The organism is Kribbella kalugense (assembly GCF_004365875.1).
GTDB lineage: Bacteria > Actinomycetota > Actinomycetes > Propionibacteriales > Kribbellaceae > Kribbella > Kribbella kalugense.
In genome coordinates this window covers 700,166-717,286 of the sequence record NZ_SODF01000002.1, presented here as the reverse complement: position 1 = coordinate 717,286, position 17,121 = coordinate 700,166, and the positions used below count along the sequence as shown (strand labels likewise).

Genomic DNA, 17,121 nt, shown 5'->3' with positions numbered 1-17,121 from the left:
GCTCAAAACTGCCCGGCCCGAAATTGTTCTAGGCTCGATGGAACCGGATTGATGGGTCGGGGGTGTAGGTGGGTATGGAGACGGAGGGGCTGCGGGAGTTCTACCGCGCGCATCAGCCACGGCTGGTGGGTGTGATCTCGCTGCTGACCGGGTCACGTGCCGAGGCGGAAGACCTCGTTCAAGAGGCGTTCGTCCGGCTGGTGCCCCGCTGGCAGAAGGTTTCGCGGTACGACTCTCCGGAGGCCTGGGTGCGGCTGGTCGCGGTGCGACTGGCTGCCAACCGGCACCGCGACGGCAACCGGCTGACGCATTTGTTCCACCGGCTGCCGGCCGACCACGTCGCGGACCCCGCCGATGGGTACGCCGGTGACCTCGAGCAGGCTCTCGCCGGCCTGCCGATGCCGACCCGGCAGGTCGTCGTCCTCCATTACGTCTGTGACCTGAGCGTGGCTCAGGTGGCGGACACGCTCGGAATCGCGGAAGGCACGGTCAAGTCGCGCCTCTCCCGGGCCCGGGACACCCTGTCCGATTCATTGCTGTTGAGGAGTGACGACCATGCCTGATCTGCAGGAAGATCTGCAGGCCCTGGCGGACCGCAAGGCCGCCGAGTCCGCTGGTGACTTCGACACCGTCCTGACCACGGCCCGCACCCGCAAGCGCCGCCTGACCGCCGGTCTGACCGTGCTCGGTGCGGCCGTCGTGGTCGCCGCCGTCGCGGTTGTCCCCACGCTTCGGCCGGCGCACAACGCGCCCGTCGCCGGCAGCCCGGTCCCGACGAACGCGGTCGCCCCGCCGGAGCTGGAGCAGCAGCCGAATCCGGCGCCGGTCCAGAAGGCAGGCCCGCTGACCCTGACGTCGGCGAAGGCCCTGAAGGCCGGCGGCCAGGTCGTCGCGTCGTTCCCGGACAAAAAGGTCCGCAACGTGACCTTCACGCTCTCGTCGGCGGCCAAGCCGGACGTGCCGCTCTACACCCTGGTGGCCAAGGTGCCGGGCGACGCCACCACGCCGTACTCGATGAAGGTGAACCCGGGTGAGTCCGGGATCGCGATCCCGCAGTACACCAGCGCCGGTCCGTACACGCTGGCCCTGCCGAAGGGTCTCGCCGCCGGGTCGTACAAGGTGTGCACCCTGTCGGGCGCCCTGCTCTGTGGTCTGGTGACCGTCGGCTAGTAGCCGTCTGGGAGAATGGGGCTCGTGACCAAGCCCCGGATCCCCAACGTTCTCGCCGCGCGCTACGCCAGTCAGTCGATGGCGGAGCTGTGGTCACCGGAGCACAAGATCGTGCTCGAGCGGAAGCTCTGGGTCGCCGTGCTGGCGGCCCAGAAGGAGCTCGGCGTCGCGGTTCCGGACGGGGTCGTCGAGGACTACGAGCGAGTGATCGACCAGGTCGACCTGGCGTCGATCGCGGCCCGGGAGCGGGTCACGCGGCACGACGTGAAGGCGCGGATCGAGGAGTTCAGCGCGCTCGCCGGGCACGAACACATCCACAAGGGGATGACGAGTCGTGACCTGACCGAGAACGTCGAGCAACTCCAGATCCGCGCCGGGCTCGAGCTGGTCCGGGACCGTGCGGTGGCGACCGCCGTACAGCTCGGCCAGAAGGCCGCCGACCACGCGGCGCTGGTGATGACCGGGCGCTCCCACAACGTCGCCGCGCAGGCGACCACGCTGGGCAAGCGGTTCGCGTCGGCGGCGGACGAGCTGCTGGTCGCGATCGCGCGGATCGAGGAGCTGCTCGAGCGGTACCCGCTGCGCGGCATCAAGGGCCCGGTGGGTACGTCGCAGGACATGCTCGACCTGTTCGGCGGTGACCCGGCGAAGCTCGAGAAGCTTGAGGAAGACATCGCCCAGCACCTGGGCTTCAGCCACACGCTGACGAGCGTCGGCCAGGTCTACCCGCGCTCGCTTGACTACGAAGTCGTCTCCGCGCTGGTGCAGCTGGCCGCCGGCCCGTCCAGTCTGGCGACCACGATCCGGCTGATGGCCGGGCACGAGCTGGTCACCGAAGGGTTCAAGGAGGGCCAGGTCGGGTCCTCGGCGATGCCGCACAAGATGAACACCCGGTCCTGCGAGCGGGTCAACGGGCTCGCGGTCATCCTGCGCGGGTACGCCTCGATGGCGGGCGAGCTGGCCGGCAACCAGTGGAACGAAGGCGACGTCTTCTGTTCCGTCGTACGGCGGGTTGCCTTGCCGGACGCGTTCTTCGCGCTGGACGGGCTGTTCGAGACGTTCCTGACCGTGCTGGACGAGTTCGGGGTGTATCCGGCTGTGGTGTCGCGAGAGCTCGAGCGGTACCTGCCGTTCCTGACCACGACCAAGGTGCTGATGGCCGCGGTGAAGAACGGCGTCGGCCGGGAGACCGCGCACGAGGTCATCAAGGAGCACGCGGTCGCGACCGCGCTCGACCTGCGCAAGGGTCTGGCCGGCAACGACCTGTTCCACCGCCTCGGCGAAGACGGCCGGCTCGGCCTGACCGAGGAGCAGATCGTCGGCATCGTCGGCGAGCCTCTCTCCTTCACCGGCGCGGCCGTCGCCCAGGTCGGCGCGGTCGTCGCGAAGATCGACGACCTCGCCAAGCGCTACCCGGAGGCCGCCGCCTACACGCCGGGTGACATCCTCTAACCCGTGTTCGCACCGCTCACCTGGTTCCTTGTCGCGTTGTCGCTGGCTGCGATGGTGTACGCCGTCGTGCTGGCCGCGCGGAACAAGCGGATCGACTGGACCGTGCTGGGCGCGCTCGGTGTCATCGAGGTCGCCCTCGTCGCCCAGCTGGTCGTCGGCATCGTGCAGTTCGCCGGCACCGACCGGGACGTGTCCGGGCCGTTCTTCATCGGCTATCTGATCGGGTCCCTGATCATCTTGCCGATCGGTGCGTTCTGGGCGCTGGCGGAGAGCAGCCGCTGGGGTGCGGGCGTGCTGGCTGTCGCCTGCCTGGTGATCCCGATCCTCGAGCTCCGGCTGCACGACCTGTGGGCGGTCTGAGATGACAGATCCGGCAGCCACCAAGCACGGGCCGGGGCGGATCCTGATCGCGGTGTACGGCGTGTTCGCGCTGGCCGCGACCGCCCGGGCCGGTGTGCAGATCGCGACCAAGTTCAGCGATGCGCCAATCGCCTACTTGTTGTCGGCCGTTGCCGCGGTCATCTATTGCGCGGCGACCTTCGCGTTGGCCAAGGCAACCAACGTGTCGCGCAAGGTGGCCACGACCGCGATCGCGATCGAGCTGGTCGGCGTACTCGCGATCGGCGCCTTCAGTTACGCCGTACCGGACGACTTCCCGGACGCGACTGTGTGGTCGCACTTCGGGCAGGGCTACGGGTTCGTCCCGGTGGTGCTGCCGGTGCTCGGACTGCTCTGGTTGCGCCGCACGCGCTAACTGCCAGCTAACTGCCAGCGACGCACAGGGACTGCCTAAGGTTCACCGGACAGCATCGGTGTCATGCAGATTCCAGGTCATCCTCGGGTCGAGATCGTCGTACCCGTCAAGAACGAGGAAAACGACCTCGGACCGAATATCAGACGGCTGCGGGAGTTCCTCGACACCGCCTTCCCGTTTCCGGCCGAGGTCTGCATCGCGGACAACGGAAGTACGGACGCGACCTATGAGATCGGCATGCTGCTCGCGAGCGAGCTGCCCGGGGTCCGGATCGTCCGGCTCGAGCAGTCCGGCCGCGGCCGTGCGCTGAAGCAGGTCTGGTCCGCGAGCACCGCGGAGGTGCTCGCGTACATGGACGTCGACCTGTCCACCAATCTGAACGCCCTGCTCCCGCTGGTCGCGCCGCTGCTGGCCGGGCACAGTGATGTTGCCATCGGCACCCGGTTGGCGAAGGGCTCCCGGGTGGTCCGGCGGCCGAAGCGGGAGTTCATCTCGCGCTCGTACAATCTGTTGCTGCGGGCAACGTTGAGCGCGCACTTCTCGGACGCGCAGTGCGGGTTCAAGGCGATCCGCGCCGACGTGGCGCGGGAGCTGCTGCCGCTGGTGCAGGACACCAGCTGGTTCTTCGATACCGAGCTGCTGGTGCTGGCGGAGAAGGCCGGCCTGCGGATCCACGAAGTACCCGTGGACTGGGTCGACGACCTCGACTCCCGGGTCGCGATCGCCAAGACGGTCGGCGAGGACCTGCGTGGGATCGTCCGGCTGACCCGCGATCTCGGTCGCGGGCGGATCGACCTCGAGCCGATCCGGCAGGTGTACGGGCGTCCGCGCATCCTCGATCCGCGGACCGCGATGGCTGCGCGGGTACTGCGGTTCGGCGCGATCGGTGTGCTCAGCACGGCGGCGTACGCGCTGCTGTATCTGGTCCTGCGCCAAGGCATGCCGGCCCAGGTGGCGAACCTGCTGGCCCTGCTGATCACCGCGGTCGGCAACACCACGCTCAACCGGCGGATCACGTTCGGCGTGCGTGGCGTGGAGGGCCGGTGGCGGCATCAGCTGCGCGGGCTGGTCACCTTCGGCATCGGCTGGAGTCTGACCGCGGCCTCGCTCTGGCTGCTGCACACCGCGGTCGCCGCGCCACACCAAGCGGTGGAGATCACCGTGCTGACCGTCGCCAACCTGGCCGCGACCGTGGTCCGGTTCAGCCTCTTCCAGGCCTGGGTCTTCGACGACGACGCACCCACCATCCCGGCCTTCGAACCCCCCACCGTTCTCGAGAACACCCGGAGCAATTGAAATGACGACAGTTACGGATCCCGTCGAGGCGACCCCACGCCGGGCCGGGCCGCGTTCGATCAGCACGCAGTACACCTTCGGCCGGGACAAGGTCCTGTACGGCGGTCTGCTGGTGCTGACCGCGATCGCGTACCTGTGGGGCTTGTCCAAGAACGCCTACGCCAACGAGTACTACGCGGCCGCGGTCCAGGCCGGGTCGACGAGCTGGAAGGCCTGGTTCTTCGGGTCGTTCGACTCCTCGAGCTTCATCACCGTCGACAAGACCCCGGGCTCGCTGTGGATCATGGGGCTGTCGGCAAGGATCTTCGGGTTCAACACCTGGAGCATGCTGGTGCCCCAGGCCCTGATGGGCGTGGCCAGCGTCGGCTTCGTGTACGTGTCGGTACGGCGGTGGTTCTCGGCGAACGCCGGTCTGCTGGCCGGTGCGATCCTCGCGCTGACGCCGGTCGCGGTGCTGATGTTCCGGTTCAACAACCCGGACGCGCTGCTGATCCTGCTGCTGTGCGCCGGTGCGTGGGCCGTGACCCGGGCGATCGACTCGGTGAAGCACTCGGCCCGGTGGATGATCCTGGCCGGTGCGCTGGTCGGGTTCGGGTTCCTGACGAAGATGCTGCAGGCGTTCCTGATCCTGCCGGCGTTCGGGCTGGCGTACCTGGTGGCCGGGAAGCCGGCGATCGGGAAGCGTCTCCTGCACCTCGGACTGGCGCTGGTCTCGATGATCGTGAGCGCCGGTTGGTGGGTTGCGATCGTGGAGCTGCTGCCGGCGTCCGCGCGACCGTACGTCGGTGGGTCGTCGAACAACAGCATTCTCGAGCTGACGCTCGGGTACAACGGACTCGGCCGGTTGAGCGGCAACGAGACCGGGTCGGTCGGAGGCGGCGTCGGCAACCCCGGCTGGGGTGGTGCGACGGGTCTGCAGCGGCTGTTCGGTGGTGAGTTCGGAACACAGATCTCCTGGCTGCTGCCAGCCGCGTTGCTCTCGACGGCCGTACTGGTGGTTGCTGCAGGCAAGGCTCCGCGGACGGACAAGACCCGCGCGTTCGCCCTGCTGTGGGGTGGATGGCTGGTCGTCACCGGGCTGGTGTTCAGCTACATGCAGGGCATCATCCACCCGTACTACATGATCGCGCTGGCGCCCGCGTTCGGTGCGGTGATCGGTGGCGCGATGTCGATCCTGTGGCGGCGCCGGAACGAGTGGTTGCCGCGGGCAACGCTTGCTGGCGGTGCCCTGCTGACGGCCGGTTGGAGCTTCGCGTTGCTGAACTCCACTCCGTCCTGGCAGCCGTGGCTGCGGTGGGTCGTGCTGATCACCGGTGTGGCCGCGGCCGGACTGATCATGCTGCTGCCTGAGCTCAAGCTGCACCGGACGGCGGCTCGGCGGGCCGGGGTTGGTGCTGCCGCGGTGCTTGTCTTCAGCGCGCTGGCCGGGCCTACTGCGTACTCGATCGACACGATCAGCACGGCGCACGCCGGGGCGATCCCGACCGCCGGTCCTGGCGGGATGGGCGGCATGGGCGGTGGACGTGGCGGTGGCTTCGGCGGCCGGACGGGTACTCCGCCTGGTCAGACGGGCACTGGAACAGGCACTGGCACTACCGGGCAGCCGGGGACGGGCGCGGGTACTGGAACTGGTACTGGCACTGGCACTGGTACGACGGGCCAGCCTGGGGCCGGCGGTATGGGTGGCGGCGGTATGGGCGGGTTCCTCGGTGGCGGCGGGATCAGTGGGGTCTCCAGTGAGCTCGTGACGCTGCTGCAGCAGGGCTCGAAGGGCTACACCTGGGCGGCAGCCGCGGTGACCGCCAACGGAGCCGCGCCGCTGCAGATCGCGTCCGGCGAACCGATCATGGCGCTCGGCGGGTTCAACGGGACCGACCCGGCGCCGTCGCTGGCCGAGTTCAAAGAACTGGTTGCTCAGGGCAAGGTTCACTACTTCGTCGGGAGCGGTGGCGGTGGCGGCGGCTTCGGCGGCGGTCGCGACGGAACCACCAGCGAGATCTCCACCTGGGTGTCGGAGAACTTCACGGCCCAGACCGTTGGCAGCACCACCATCTACGACCTCTCCACCGGAACAGGAGCATGAAGATGACGCAGTCCACCGAAGCCCAGTGGCAAGCCGCGCAGGCCGCGCAGGCCGCGCAGGCTGCGCAAGCCGGCTCGCAGCCGGCCGCGCAGCAGGCAGGGCCGCCGGCTCAGACCGAGCAGGCCAAGGGGAGTGGGCGACCGAGCACCCTGGTGCTCGCCGGAGCAGGCTCGCTGCTCGCAGTACTCGCATTCCTTGGCGGGATGGCGGTCGGACACTCCTGGGACGGGTCCAGCACCCAGCAGAACCAGTTCGGCGGACCTGGTGGCGGCGGGCTCCGCGGCGGCTTCCCGCAAGGAAACGGGCAGGGGCAAGGCACGGTCCCCAACCAGGGCCAGGGACAAGGGCAGGGCCAAAGTCAGGGCCAGGGGCAAGGTCAGACGATCCCCAACCAGCAGGGGCAGACGCAGAACGGCTGAACCTCACCTGAAGTAGACAGCCCGGCGGGTCACGAGCGGACACTCGGCCCGCCGGGCGCCATTTCTGGACGATCGTCAAGCAGTACGACGACACGCGGAATGGTTCACGGGCCCACGGGGTGGGGTAGGGATGGGGTCGTGGAATGGTCGAACGTCACCTGGTTCCTGACCGCGCTCGGTGCGGTCGTCGTGCTGATCACGCGCGTCCGGCTCGGCAACACTGTTGTCGACGGCACCGGTCACGGCGCCGGCCGGCACGGGTTCTCCGCTGCCCTGCTGCGGTTGCACACCGTTGTCGGCGTGATCACGTTGATCGGCTGGGTCATCGCCCTGATCGCCGGTCGACGCGAGATCGCGCTGGTGATGCTGGCCGGGTGGTGGCTGCTGACAGTGATCGGATTGTTGCTTCTGGCCCGTTGGTTGCCGAGTGGCGGCAAGCATTCCGAGGACACGCAGGGTGACTCCTGGGGATCCGGCGCCGGCTTGTCGGTCCTCGGTCACGTCGGCATGCTGATCGGCGTCTGCTACTTCACCTTCGTCACGGTCACGGAGCGCCTTTGAGGCCGGCGATCAGTCCCGTGACAGAGCGTCGTACGGCGGCCTCGAACGCTTCTGGTGAGAGCGTTGCCCCCGTCCCCGCGACCCGGTCGTACATCAGCCCGTCCAGCATCGCCGCCACCGGCCACGCGGCCGCTTCCGGATCGGGTACGCCAAGTCCGCCCAGCAACTGTGCGAGCATCGCCCGCAGTTGCCGTCCGCCTTCGTCGATCGCGGTCCGTAGGTCTGGCTGACGGCTCGCCTCCAGCGACAACTCGTACCGCGCGACCAGATCGTCCGGCCGGTCGTGCGCGAGCCCGACGGTCATCCCGATCATCAGTTCGACCGGATCGCCACCGGCCGGCGGCATCCCGCCCACGTCCCGGGTGAGCATCCGGCTCACGCACGCGGTGAGCAACGCGTTCCGGGTGCGTAGGTAGTACGACGTGGAGCCCGGCGGCAGGCCCGCCTCGGTGTCGACCGCGCGGTGGGTCAGCCCGCGCAGGCCGCGGGTCGCGACCAGGTGGATCGCGGCGTCGGCGATGGCGTCCCGGCGATCCGCGCCCAGCGGCACCTGCTTCGTCACGCCGGTCAGTCTCGCACTTCCCACTGAGACTCTACAGATGTAGAGTCGATGGCATGAGTACGGCGATAGTGGTTGGAGCGGGTATCGGAGGGGTCACCGCTGCTGTCGCGCTGCAACGGTGCGGCTGGCAGGTCACAGTGCTGGAGCGTGCTCCGGAGCTGGGCGAGGTGGGGGCCGGCATCTCGGTCTGGCCGTCGGCGGTCGCCGTGCTCGAGGAGCTCGGGGTCAAGGGCGTCGAGAAGGCGTCCGTACCGTCCAAGCCGGCCGGGATGCGGAAGCCGGACGGCCGGTGGGTGGTCGGGGCAGCCGACCTCGGCCTGGAGTTACCGGTGATGATCCACCGGACCCAGCTGCACGAGCTGATCACGGCCGAATTCGGGCCGGCCGTGATCGTGCGGACCGGGTACGAGGTGCGGACGGTCTCCCAAGACGCGGACGGTGTGACGGTCAACGGTGAGCTCCAGGCCGAGTTGCTCGTGGCCGCCGACGGGATTCGGAGTGCGGTCCGGGGAGGGTTGTATCCGCAGTACGACGGACCGCGGTACTCCGGATTCACGGCGTACCGGGGGATTGCGGAGGTCGAGCTCGACGACGGCGGTGGGGAGACTTGGGGCCGGGGGCAACTGTTCGGGTTCGCGCGGCTGATCGACGGGCGGTTCTACTGGTACGGGACGGCGAACCAGGCCGCCGGTACGACGAGTGAGCCGACCGTCTTCGAGAGTTGGCACGACCCGATCCCGAGGCTGATCGCCGGCAGCGAGAAGATCCTGCAGAACGACATCTACGACCTGACGCTGCCGCTCGTCCCGTTCACGCAGGGGCGGGTCGTCCTGGTCGGCGACGCGGCCCACGCGATGACGCCGAACCTCGGTCGCGGGGCGTGCTCGGCGATCGAGGACGCCGGCGCGCTGGCCCGCCACCTCGGTGCGACCAGCGATCTCCCGGCCGCGCTGACGGCGTACGACGCTGAACGGCGGCCCGCGACGACCAAGCTGGTCAAGCGGTCCCGGAGCCTCGGCCGGGTCGCACAGGTCGAGAATCCGGTGATCACCACGCTCCGCGACGGCCTGTTCTCGATCGGCGGCAAGCTGGTGGCCCTGCGCGGGCGCAAGTAGGCGGATGGAACAATCGCGGTTGTGACCACACCGCCGCAGGCGCCTGAGATCCCCGGCGCGAAGCACATCCACTCGGGCAAGGTCCGGGACTTGTACGAGCTGGAGTCCGGCGACCTGCTGATGGTCGCGAGCGACCGGATGAGCGCGTTCGACTGGATCCTGGAGTCGACGATCCCCGACAAGGGGAAGGTGCTCACCGCGATGAGCCTGTGGTGGTTCGAGCAGTTGGACATGCCGAACCACATCATCTCCACCGAGGTGCCGGCCGAGGTCGCGGGCCGTGCGGTGGTGTGCGAGAAGCTGGCGATCTACCCGGTCGAATGCGTGGCCCGCGGGTACCTGAGCGGCACCGGCCTGCTCGACTACAACGCGACCGGCGCCGTCTGCGGCATCCCGTTGCCGGACGGCCTGGTCGAGGGGTCGCGGCTGGAAACGCCGATCTTCACCCCGGCCACGAAGGCCGACCTGGGCGAACACGACGAGAACGTGTCGTACGACGCTGTCGTCGCGACCGTCGGCGCGGACACGGCGTCGACGTTGCGGGACACCACCCTGAAGATCTACACGTGGGCGCGGGCGATCGCCGAGGACCGCGGGATCATCCTGGCGGACACGAAGTTCGAGTTCGGCGCCCGCGCGGACGGGACGCTGGTGCTCGCCGACGAGGTGCTGACCCCCGACTCGAGCCGGTTCTGGCCGGCCGACCAATGGGCTCCGGGTAAGCAGCAACCGTCGTACGACAAGCAGATCGTCCGCGACTGGCTGCAGTTCGACTCGGGCTGGGATCGCTCGTCAGGTGAGGCGCCGCCGCCGTTGTCCGACGAGGTGATCGAGCGCACCAGGTCCGCGTACATCGGCGCCTACGAGCAGCTGACCGGTCGCAAGTTCAGCTAGAACAGGCTCACGCCGACCACGAGCAGGATGAAGCGGGCGCCGCGGCCGAGGAGGACCGACAGGGTGAAGACGACCGTCTTCATCCGGGATGCGCCGCCGATGATGGCCACGCCGTACAGCGGTGGGATGCCGACGAAGGCGCTCAGCAGCGTGACCGGGATGCCCCAGCGGCTGTCGCTCATCGCGTCCAGCAGGCGTTTGCTGAGGTCGCGGTTCCACTGGACGAAGCGGCCCCAGCGGGTGTCCAGGTTGACCGGCTTGGGTTCCTTGGTCTTCCTGGCCGCGTAGTTGGGGCGGTACCGGACGGCGAGGAACATCGCGACCTTGCCGATGGTCTGCCCGACGGTCACTCCGATCGCGGCGACCACCGGGTTCAGAGTGTGGGTCGCGCCAACGGCGAGGACGTACGCCTCGGCGTTCATCACCGGTACGACGGCGGACCCGATCCCGAAGCCAACCGCGAGTACCAGTTGCCATACCCACATGACTCCGAGGCTAGATGTCATTACGGCCATTGCCACGGAACTCAGCACCACTTCCGGGCGGGATCAGGGTTACACCCGACTCGGGTGCAGGGGTCCTTGACAATCATCGCGCTTCTCCGGGAGCAGCCTGCCGGGTGCCGCAGAGGATCGTGATCAGCCGGTACGACGAGACGACCTTGACGACGAGGGCCGCGATCGCGACGGTGTACGGCAGCCACTCGGCGCCGGTCTGACCGGCCACGACCAGCGAGATCACCACCGCCGCGGTGTTCAGCGCCTTCGCGGGCTTGGACCAGTTCCACATGTAGATCGGCCGGTCGACCTTGTAGAAGTAGTTCGGGCTGAGCAGCCACGGCCAGAGCAGGAACGAGAACGTCAGCATGGTGTCCAGTACGCCGAACTGCACCAGGTAGATCGCCAGTGGGCCGATCGTCCAGGGGAACGTGGCCATGAAGGCCGCCGCCAGCAGGAACGAGCAGGCTCGGTCGCAGACGATGTCGAACACCGCGCCGGACAGCGACTCCTCGTTGCGGCGGCGAGCGACCCAGCCGTCGAGACTGTCGCCGAACCAGTACGAGAAGTACCCGAGCACCAGCCACGCCATGTCGCCGGTGCGGAACGCGATCGTGGCGACCGTCATCGCGAGCACGGTCCGGACCAGGGTGATGCGGTTCGGCACGCCCAGCAACAGCGCCGGCCGGACCGCCAGGGGTGTCGACGTCATGCGGCCCTCAGATTCTCGGGATCGAGTGCGTCCCGGAGTTGGTTGCGAAGCAGGAAACCGGCGGCCGCGCCGCCGAGATGACCGAGCAGCCAGCCCCCGGCCGTCAGAGCAGCTGCGATCGGCAGGTTGCCCAGGTCGAACGGATTGACTGCACCACCAGCGATCTGACCAACGCCGATCAGTGTGCCGAGCAGGAGGCCCACTGCGAGCGCCGGGGCGGCGACCGCGGTCAACTGGCGGCGGATGACCCGGCGGAGGAACGGCAGGTCAACTCCCAGTGCGGTCAGACTGGCGAACTGGCGACGCTGATCGACCAACTGGTCTGCCACACCGACGATCAGTGCGCCGAGTGCGGTCAGAGCAACTACTGCCAGCCCGGCGATCGTCAGCCCGAATCCAGTCGTGTAGAACGCGGTGGAGCCACCCAGTGTGTCGTCGGCTCGGACAGCGGCAATCCCGTCGGCCAGGGTGCCGACCAGGAAGCCGCAGCAACCCAGCAGCATGGCAATCCGGGATGCGGGCCGCGAATCGGTCACCAGCCGGACGCCGGTCAGCAGGTTGGCCGGGTCGCCGGACCGCAGCAGTCGTCGCCCGATCACCCGGATCCACACCGCGGAGATGCTGACGAAGAACAGGGCAAACCCGGCGATCGCGACCGTCACCGCCACGTATCCGAGGTGGCCAGAGGTCAGTACCCCCAGCACCATCAGCACCGGCCCCACGATGACGCCGGTACGACGCGGTGTCGCGGACTGCGGTCCCGCAGGAACCGGTCCGTCACGGTGCAGCAGGCTGCCGATCATCGCTCCGGCTGCCGTCATCGCTATCACCACAGGGATCCACAGGATCACGTCCAGCACTTCCGCACCGGGCAGGATCCGGGCCATTCGGGGGAGTGCTCCGAAAAGCAGGCTGAGCAGCAGGTAGGCAGGTCCGGCGAACAGTCCGCCGGCGAAGCCGGCTATAGCTGCATCAGTGACGGTCAGCTGTCGCAGCTGCTTGCTGGACGCACCTGCCATTCGTAGCGCGACCATTCGCCGTTCGCGGGCCGCCGTACCCAGTCGCAACGCCTGAACCGCAAGGCCCGCGGTGAGCAGGGCAAGGATGATCAGGATCGCGATCAGGCCGGACCGGAGACCGCTCTCGGCGACGTAGTTGCTGTAGATGCCCTCGTCCAGCTCGGCCTTTCCCAGCCGTGCAATGCGTAGCGCACCGAGCAGGAGCGCTCCGCTGATGGCGAGCGCGGTAGTGGCCAGCTGAACCCGGCTGCGGTCCGCCGGTGTCCGTGAGCGAGCCAGCTGCACCAGTGTCTCGAGTGTCATCAGAGGGACACCTCGTGCTGGATGAGGCCGTCGCGCAGCCTGATCTCGCGGTCTGCCGAGGACGCGACGAGGTTGTCGTGCGTCACCATCAGCAGAGCGGCGCCGCGGTAACGAGCAGCCTGCAGGAGGACGTCGAGCAGCTCCTGGCCGCCTTGGCTGTCTAGGCTGCCGGTCGGCTCGTCCGCGAGTACTACAGACGGTCCGGTGACCAAAGCACGCGCTACCGCAGCACGCTGGGTCTGGCCGCCGGACAGCTCGGTCGGAACCGCATCCGCGTCGTCGGCGATCCCGACCTGCTCCAGCCAGTTCATAGCGCTCAGGTGTGCCTCACCACGCTCATGGCCGTCCAGCAGCAGCGGCAGCGCCACGTTGTCGATCAACGGCAGGTCCGGCACCAGCTGACCGAACTGCAGCACGATGCCGACCTTCGTACGCCGGAGTCTCGCGCGCTCCTCTTCCCGCAGCGCGGCCACGTCCTGACCGTCCACCTGGATCGTGCCGGCGTCCGGCGTGAGGATGCCGGCCGCGCAGTGCAGCAGCGTCGACTTGCCGCAGCCGCTCGCACCGGTCACAGCGACTACCTCGCCAGGCTTGAGCTGCAGACTCACTCCGCGCAGCGCAGTGTTCCGCCGGTACGAGTACTCGACCCGGTCCAGCTCGAGCACCGCCTGCGATCCACTCATGAGCGAGTCCCCCTCTGCTCGGAAATGCGGTCGAGAGCAGTGTCGAGCCAGCGCAGGTCAGCATCGAGGTGGGCCACGATGTACTCGCGGACCAGCGGTGACGTCGGATCGTCGTCAGCCGGAGTCTCGCGCAGTTCCCGGATCCGGCGCAGGTGGTTTGCGCGCTGACGGGCGAGGAACCCGGCCGCATCCCCACCGGTGCGGACGGCTGCCACCAGCTTCCGCAGTACCTCGTCGGCACTGCCCCAGGCCGGGGGGACCGGGTCGTTGAGCCAGTCGGTGAGGTGGTCGCGGCCTTTGCTCGTGAGCGCGTAGACGGTCCGGTCCGGGCCGCCGCCGGACGTCTTGTCGACCACCTCGACCAGTCCGTCGCGCTCCAGTCGCCCCAGCGTCGTGTACACCTGTCCGAAGGCGAGCGGCCGGCTGTCCGGGAACCAGGCGTCGTGTCCGCGCTTCACGTCGTACCCGTGCGCCGGGCCGCCGGAAAGCAGTCCGAGGACGAGTTCCGCAGTGGCCACGACCGGAACTATACACGGCGTGTATGTACTGAATGAATAGTGCTTGATGCGGGGATCTTGGCCGCCGGTCGGTAGGATTCAGCCGTCAGCCCGATCGAACCTGGAGTAGTCAGTGGCTCGCGTTGTCGTCGACGTCATGCTCAAGCCCGAGATTCTCGACCCGCAGGGCAAGGCGGTGCACGGCGCGTTCGGCCGGCTCGGCTTCGACGGCGTGGCCGACGTACGGCAGGGAAAGCGCTTCGAGATCACCCTGGATGGTGACGCGACCGAGGAACGGGTCGCGGAGATCCGGAAGGCCGCCGACACGCTGCTGGCCAACCCGGTGATCGAGGACTACACGCTGCACGTCGAGGGCGACCAGTGAAGATCGGGGTCGTCACCTTCCCGGGTTCGCTGGACGATGCCGACGCCCGCCGCGCGGCCGCGGTGGCCGGTGCCGAGGCGGTCGCGCTCTGGCACGGCGACGCGGATCTGCACGGTGTGGACGCGGTCGTCCTGCCCGGCGGGTTCTCGTACGGCGACTACCTGCGGGCCGGCGCGATCTCCCGGTTCGCCCCGGTGATGGAGACCATCATCGCGAAGGCGGGTCAGGGGATGCCGGTGCTCGGTATCTGCAACGGCTTCCAGGTGCTGTGTGAGTCGCACCTGCTGCCCGGCGCGCTGATCAAGAACGATCGCCGCAAGTTCATCTGCAAGGACCAGCCGCTGCGGATCGAGAACAACCGCACCGCCTGGACCAGCGACTACGACGCCAACCACGAGATCACCATCGTGCTGAAGAACCAGGACGGTTCGTTCGTCGCCGACGAGGCGACGCTGGACCGGCTGGAGGGCGAGGGCCGGGTGGTCGCCCGCTACCTGGACGAGAACCCGAACGGCTCGTACCGCGACATCGCCGGGATCACCAACGAACGCGGCAACGTGGTCGGCCTGATGCCGCACCCGGAGCACTGCGTCGAGACCCTCACCGGCCCGAGCACCGACGGCCTGGGCTTCTTCACCTCGGTCCTGAAGGCCGTCGTCGCCTCCTGATGAACCTGTCCGGGCTTCGCCGTTGGGTCGCCCGTGCCCTCATCGCGGGTGTGACCACTGTGCTCACGGTCACAGGTACGGCGGCAGCCCAGCCGGTCGGCCCGGACGCCAAGGCCGTGGTGATCGGCGTGGCCGGCCTGACCTGGGCTGACGTGAAGGGCTCGCCGGAGCTGACCGCTCTGGTGAACCAGTCGAACGTCGCCTCGATGTCGGTGAAGACGGCCGGCCCGAATACCTGCCCGATCGACGGCTGGCTGACGATCAGTGCCGGTTCCCGGGCCTGGGGCAACGTTCCGGACCAGCCCTGCGGCGACCTCCCGGCTGTTGCCGAGGGCAAGATCCAGGGCTGGCAGACGTACGTCGACCGCCAGGCGGAGCACCACACCGGCGCACCGCTAGGCCGGCTTGGCGCCAGCCGCGACGGGGTCTGCGGCTTCGGGCCGGGCGCTGCCATCGCGGTCGCGAAGCCGGACGGCTCAGTGGCCAACTGGTCACCCGAATTCAACGCCACCCGGCTCGCGGATTGCCGGGATGCTTTCATCGACGCCGGAGTGCTGCCGCCGCGCGAAGGTCGCAGCGAGGCGCTGCTCCAGCTCGCCGACCTGGTCAGCAAGGCCAGGGCCGCCGGCGGCTGGGTGCTGCTGACCGGCGTCAGCCAGGAGACTGTGGACTCCCACAAGCAGACTCTCGCCGCCCTGCAGCTTCCGCCGGACAACGGCGCCCGCTGGCTGACCAGCGACTCGACGCATCGCCCAGGCCTCATCCAGCTGGCCGACATCACCGCGACCGTACTGCGCGGCCAAGCGGCGGACGTCGATCCGGCAGGGGAAGCGAAGGCCGGTCCGCTCGGCGGAAGCGAGATCGACTCCACTGGCGACGTACACACTGATGCAGCGGCCGTCATCGCGGACCGTCTGGGCGCGAACCAGCGGTTCGAGCAACCGCGGTTGGTACTCAAGTGGGTGGCGGCAACTCTGGCTGTCGCGCTGGCGTTGGCACTCGGCTGGTTCCTGATCAGGCGCAGCAGCGTGTGGGCCCGGCGTACGGCGATCTTTGTGCTGCTGACCCAGGGTGGCTTCTTCATCGCCGTCTTCCTTGCCACTGCGACTGTCTGGTGGCGGTGGCCGTCACCGGGCATTGCCCTGTACGCCGTGACCATTGCCATCAGCGTGGCCGCGGCCGCGCTCTCCATGCTGTTCTTGAAGCGCTACGCGTACATCGGACTGGCTGCGGCGGCGTATCTGCTGCTGCTGATCGACGGTCTGCTCGGTACGCCGATGCAGCTGGGCAGCATGTTCGTCGACGGTCCTGTCTTCGGTGGGCGGTTCTACGGCTTCGGGAACTCCACCTTCGCCACGCTGGCGGTTGGTGCGCTGATTGTGGCCGGATGGGTCGCGCAGAAGCTGATCGACCGGAGCCGGGTCCAGGCCGCGCTCGCAGTCCTCGTTGTCGGCGGCGTGGCGATCGTCGTGGACGGTACGCCGGGCTGGGGCACGGACTTCGGTGGCATCCTCGGACTCACTCCCGCAGTACTGCTGATGGCCTGGCTTACCTGGCGTGGCAGTAGCTCCTGGCGCGCACTGCTTGGCGTGGCCGTTGGCGCCGTGGTGGCTGTGTCCGGGGTCGCGTACCTCGACTACCTGCGCCCACCGGAGAAGCGGAGTCACTTCGGGGCGTTCGTGGCCCGGGTGTTCGAGGGCGACGTGACCGACGTTCTGGTCCGCAAACTGCAGGCGGCGCTGGCGGTCTTCCACAGTCCGGCCGGGTGGGTGCTGCTCGTCGCGGTGATCCTGTTGATGCTTGCCACCGTGCTGCCGGATCGCGTGCCGAGTGCGTCGTACCGGCGCTTCTACCACAGCGAACCGATGGTCCGGCCGACCCTGATCGCGATGACCGTCTGCGGTCTGGCCGGCAGCCTGTTGAACGACGTCGGCGTGATCGTGGCCGGAATCATGGCCGGTTTCGCCGTACCGATGCTGATCGCGCATCTGATGGATGTGCGCCAGCCCGCTACCGTTTTACCTGAGTCCCACCTAGTGCAGGAGTCCTGA

At 68.4% G+C, this 17,121-nt stretch carries 20 protein-coding genes; 14 read left to right on the top strand and 6 right to left on the bottom strand.

The annotated features are described in order from the left end of the window. Positions 1-74: 74 nt before the first annotated feature. The 9 genes from EV650_RS21050 to EV650_RS21010 all read left to right on the top strand — a co-directional run bounded on the left by EV650_RS21050 (position 75) and on the right by EV650_RS21010 (position 7,735). Positions 75-563, top strand: a complete 489-nt coding sequence (locus EV650_RS21050) for a SigE family RNA polymerase sigma factor (RefSeq protein ID WP_134120755.1) — start codon at positions 75-77, stop codon at positions 561-563. After that, positions 556-1,170 carry a hypothetical protein gene (locus EV650_RS21045; RefSeq protein WP_134120754.1) on the top strand — a complete coding sequence of 205 codons (615 nt, stop codon included), beginning with the start codon at positions 556-558 and terminating at the stop codon, positions 1,168-1,170. The genes EV650_RS21050 and EV650_RS21045 overlap by 8 nt, the downstream gene beginning before the upstream one ends. 24 nt (positions 1,171-1,194) lie before the next feature. Then, entirely contained in the window at positions 1,195-2,622 is a 1,428-nt protein-coding gene (gene purB, locus EV650_RS21040; RefSeq protein ID WP_439648790.1) for an adenylosuccinate lyase, read from the top strand. Between the two features lie 3 nt (positions 2,623-2,625). Further along, positions 2,626-2,982: a hypothetical protein gene (locus EV650_RS21035; protein WP_134120752.1), complete on the top strand. Its 357-nt coding sequence runs from the start codon at positions 2,626-2,628 to the stop codon at positions 2,980-2,982. A gap of 1 nt (position 2,983) precedes the next feature. Further along, on the top strand, positions 2,984-3,376 hold the full coding sequence (locus EV650_RS21030; RefSeq protein WP_134120751.1) for a hypothetical protein: 393 nt from the start codon (positions 2,984-2,986) through the stop codon (positions 3,374-3,376). Between the two features lie 63 nt (positions 3,377-3,439). After that, positions 3,440-4,672, top strand: a complete 1,233-nt coding sequence (locus EV650_RS21025) for a bifunctional glycosyltransferase family 2/GtrA family protein (RefSeq protein ID WP_134120750.1) — start codon at positions 3,440-3,442, stop codon at positions 4,670-4,672. Position 4,673: 1 nt separating this feature from the next. After that, complete coding sequence (locus tag EV650_RS21020) at positions 4,674-6,755, top strand: glycosyltransferase family 39 protein (protein ID WP_134120749.1); 2,082 nt, start codon at positions 4,674-4,676, stop codon at positions 6,753-6,755. Positions 6,756-6,757: 2 nt separating this feature from the next. After that, positions 6,758-7,174: a hypothetical protein gene (locus EV650_RS21015; RefSeq protein WP_134120748.1), complete on the top strand. Its 417-nt coding sequence runs from the start codon at positions 6,758-6,760 to the stop codon at positions 7,172-7,174. 138 nt (positions 7,175-7,312) lie between these two features. Beyond that, positions 7,313-7,735: a hypothetical protein gene (locus tag EV650_RS21010; RefSeq protein ID WP_134120747.1), complete on the top strand. Its 423-nt coding sequence runs from the start codon at positions 7,313-7,315 to the stop codon at positions 7,733-7,735. Here EV650_RS21010 and EV650_RS21005 read toward each other — a convergent pair. After that, positions 7,719-8,297, bottom strand: coding sequence for a TetR/AcrR family transcriptional regulator (locus EV650_RS21005; RefSeq protein ID WP_134120746.1), 579 nt, complete (start codon positions 8,295-8,297; stop codon positions 7,719-7,721). The genes EV650_RS21010 and EV650_RS21005 overlap by 17 nt on opposite strands. Positions 8,298-8,350: 53 nt before the next feature. On the opposite strand from EV650_RS21005, the gene EV650_RS21000 reads away from it, so the two are divergent. Further along, the gene (locus EV650_RS21000; protein WP_134120745.1) at positions 8,351-9,412 is read left to right on the top strand and encodes an FAD-dependent monooxygenase; all 1,062 of its coding nucleotides are present in this window, start codon (positions 8,351-8,353) and stop codon (positions 9,410-9,412) included. Between the two features lie 21 nt (positions 9,413-9,433). Beyond that, positions 9,434-10,306: a phosphoribosylaminoimidazolesuccinocarboxamide synthase gene (locus EV650_RS20995; protein WP_134120744.1), complete on the top strand. Its 873-nt coding sequence runs from the start codon at positions 9,434-9,436 to the stop codon at positions 10,304-10,306. Here EV650_RS20995 and EV650_RS20990 read toward each other — a convergent pair. The 5 genes from EV650_RS20990 to EV650_RS20970 form a co-directional block, all read right to left on the bottom strand. Next, the gene (locus tag EV650_RS20990) at positions 10,303-10,791 is read right to left on the bottom strand and encodes a hypothetical protein (RefSeq protein WP_134120743.1); all 489 of its coding nucleotides are present in this window, start codon (positions 10,789-10,791) and stop codon (positions 10,303-10,305) included. The genes EV650_RS20995 and EV650_RS20990 overlap by 4 nt on opposite strands. A 103-nt stretch (positions 10,792-10,894) precedes the next feature. Then, positions 10,895-11,515: a CDP-alcohol phosphatidyltransferase family protein gene (locus EV650_RS20985; protein WP_134120742.1), complete on the bottom strand. Its 621-nt coding sequence runs from the start codon at positions 11,513-11,515 to the stop codon at positions 10,895-10,897. Then, positions 11,512-12,837 carry an FtsX-like permease family protein gene (locus EV650_RS20980; protein WP_134120741.1) on the bottom strand — a complete coding sequence of 442 codons (1,326 nt, stop codon included), beginning with the start codon at positions 12,835-12,837 and terminating at the stop codon, positions 11,512-11,514. Before EV650_RS20980 ends, EV650_RS20985 begins: the two co-directional genes overlap by 4 nt. Further along, a complete protein-coding gene (locus EV650_RS20975) occupies positions 12,837-13,520 on the bottom strand; it encodes an ABC transporter ATP-binding protein (protein ID WP_134120740.1) in 684 nt (227 codons plus the stop codon). The genes EV650_RS20980 and EV650_RS20975 overlap by 1 nt, the downstream gene beginning before the upstream one ends. Further along, on the bottom strand, positions 13,517-14,038 hold the full coding sequence (locus EV650_RS20970; protein WP_134120739.1) for a PadR family transcriptional regulator: 522 nt from the start codon (positions 14,036-14,038) through the stop codon (positions 13,517-13,519). Before EV650_RS20970 ends, EV650_RS20975 begins: the two co-directional genes overlap by 4 nt. A 112-nt stretch (positions 14,039-14,150) precedes the next feature. Between EV650_RS20970 and purS the strand changes: the two genes are divergently transcribed. Genes purS through EV650_RS20955 form a run of 3 tightly spaced genes read left to right on the top strand, consistent with a single transcriptional unit; the run spans position 14,151 to position 17,121 of the window. After that, a complete protein-coding gene (purS, locus tag EV650_RS20965) occupies positions 14,151-14,402 on the top strand; it encodes a phosphoribosylformylglycinamidine synthase subunit PurS (RefSeq protein WP_134120738.1) in 252 nt (83 codons plus the stop codon). Next, positions 14,399-15,070, top strand: a complete 672-nt coding sequence (gene purQ, locus EV650_RS20960; RefSeq protein WP_134120737.1) for a phosphoribosylformylglycinamidine synthase subunit PurQ — start codon at positions 14,399-14,401, stop codon at positions 15,068-15,070. The genes purS and purQ overlap by 4 nt, the downstream gene beginning before the upstream one ends. Before the next feature lie 50 nt (positions 15,071-15,120). Then, positions 15,121-17,121 (top strand): hypothetical protein, encoded by a 2,001-nt coding sequence (locus EV650_RS20955; protein WP_134120736.1) that lies wholly within the window; start codon positions 15,121-15,123, stop codon positions 17,119-17,121.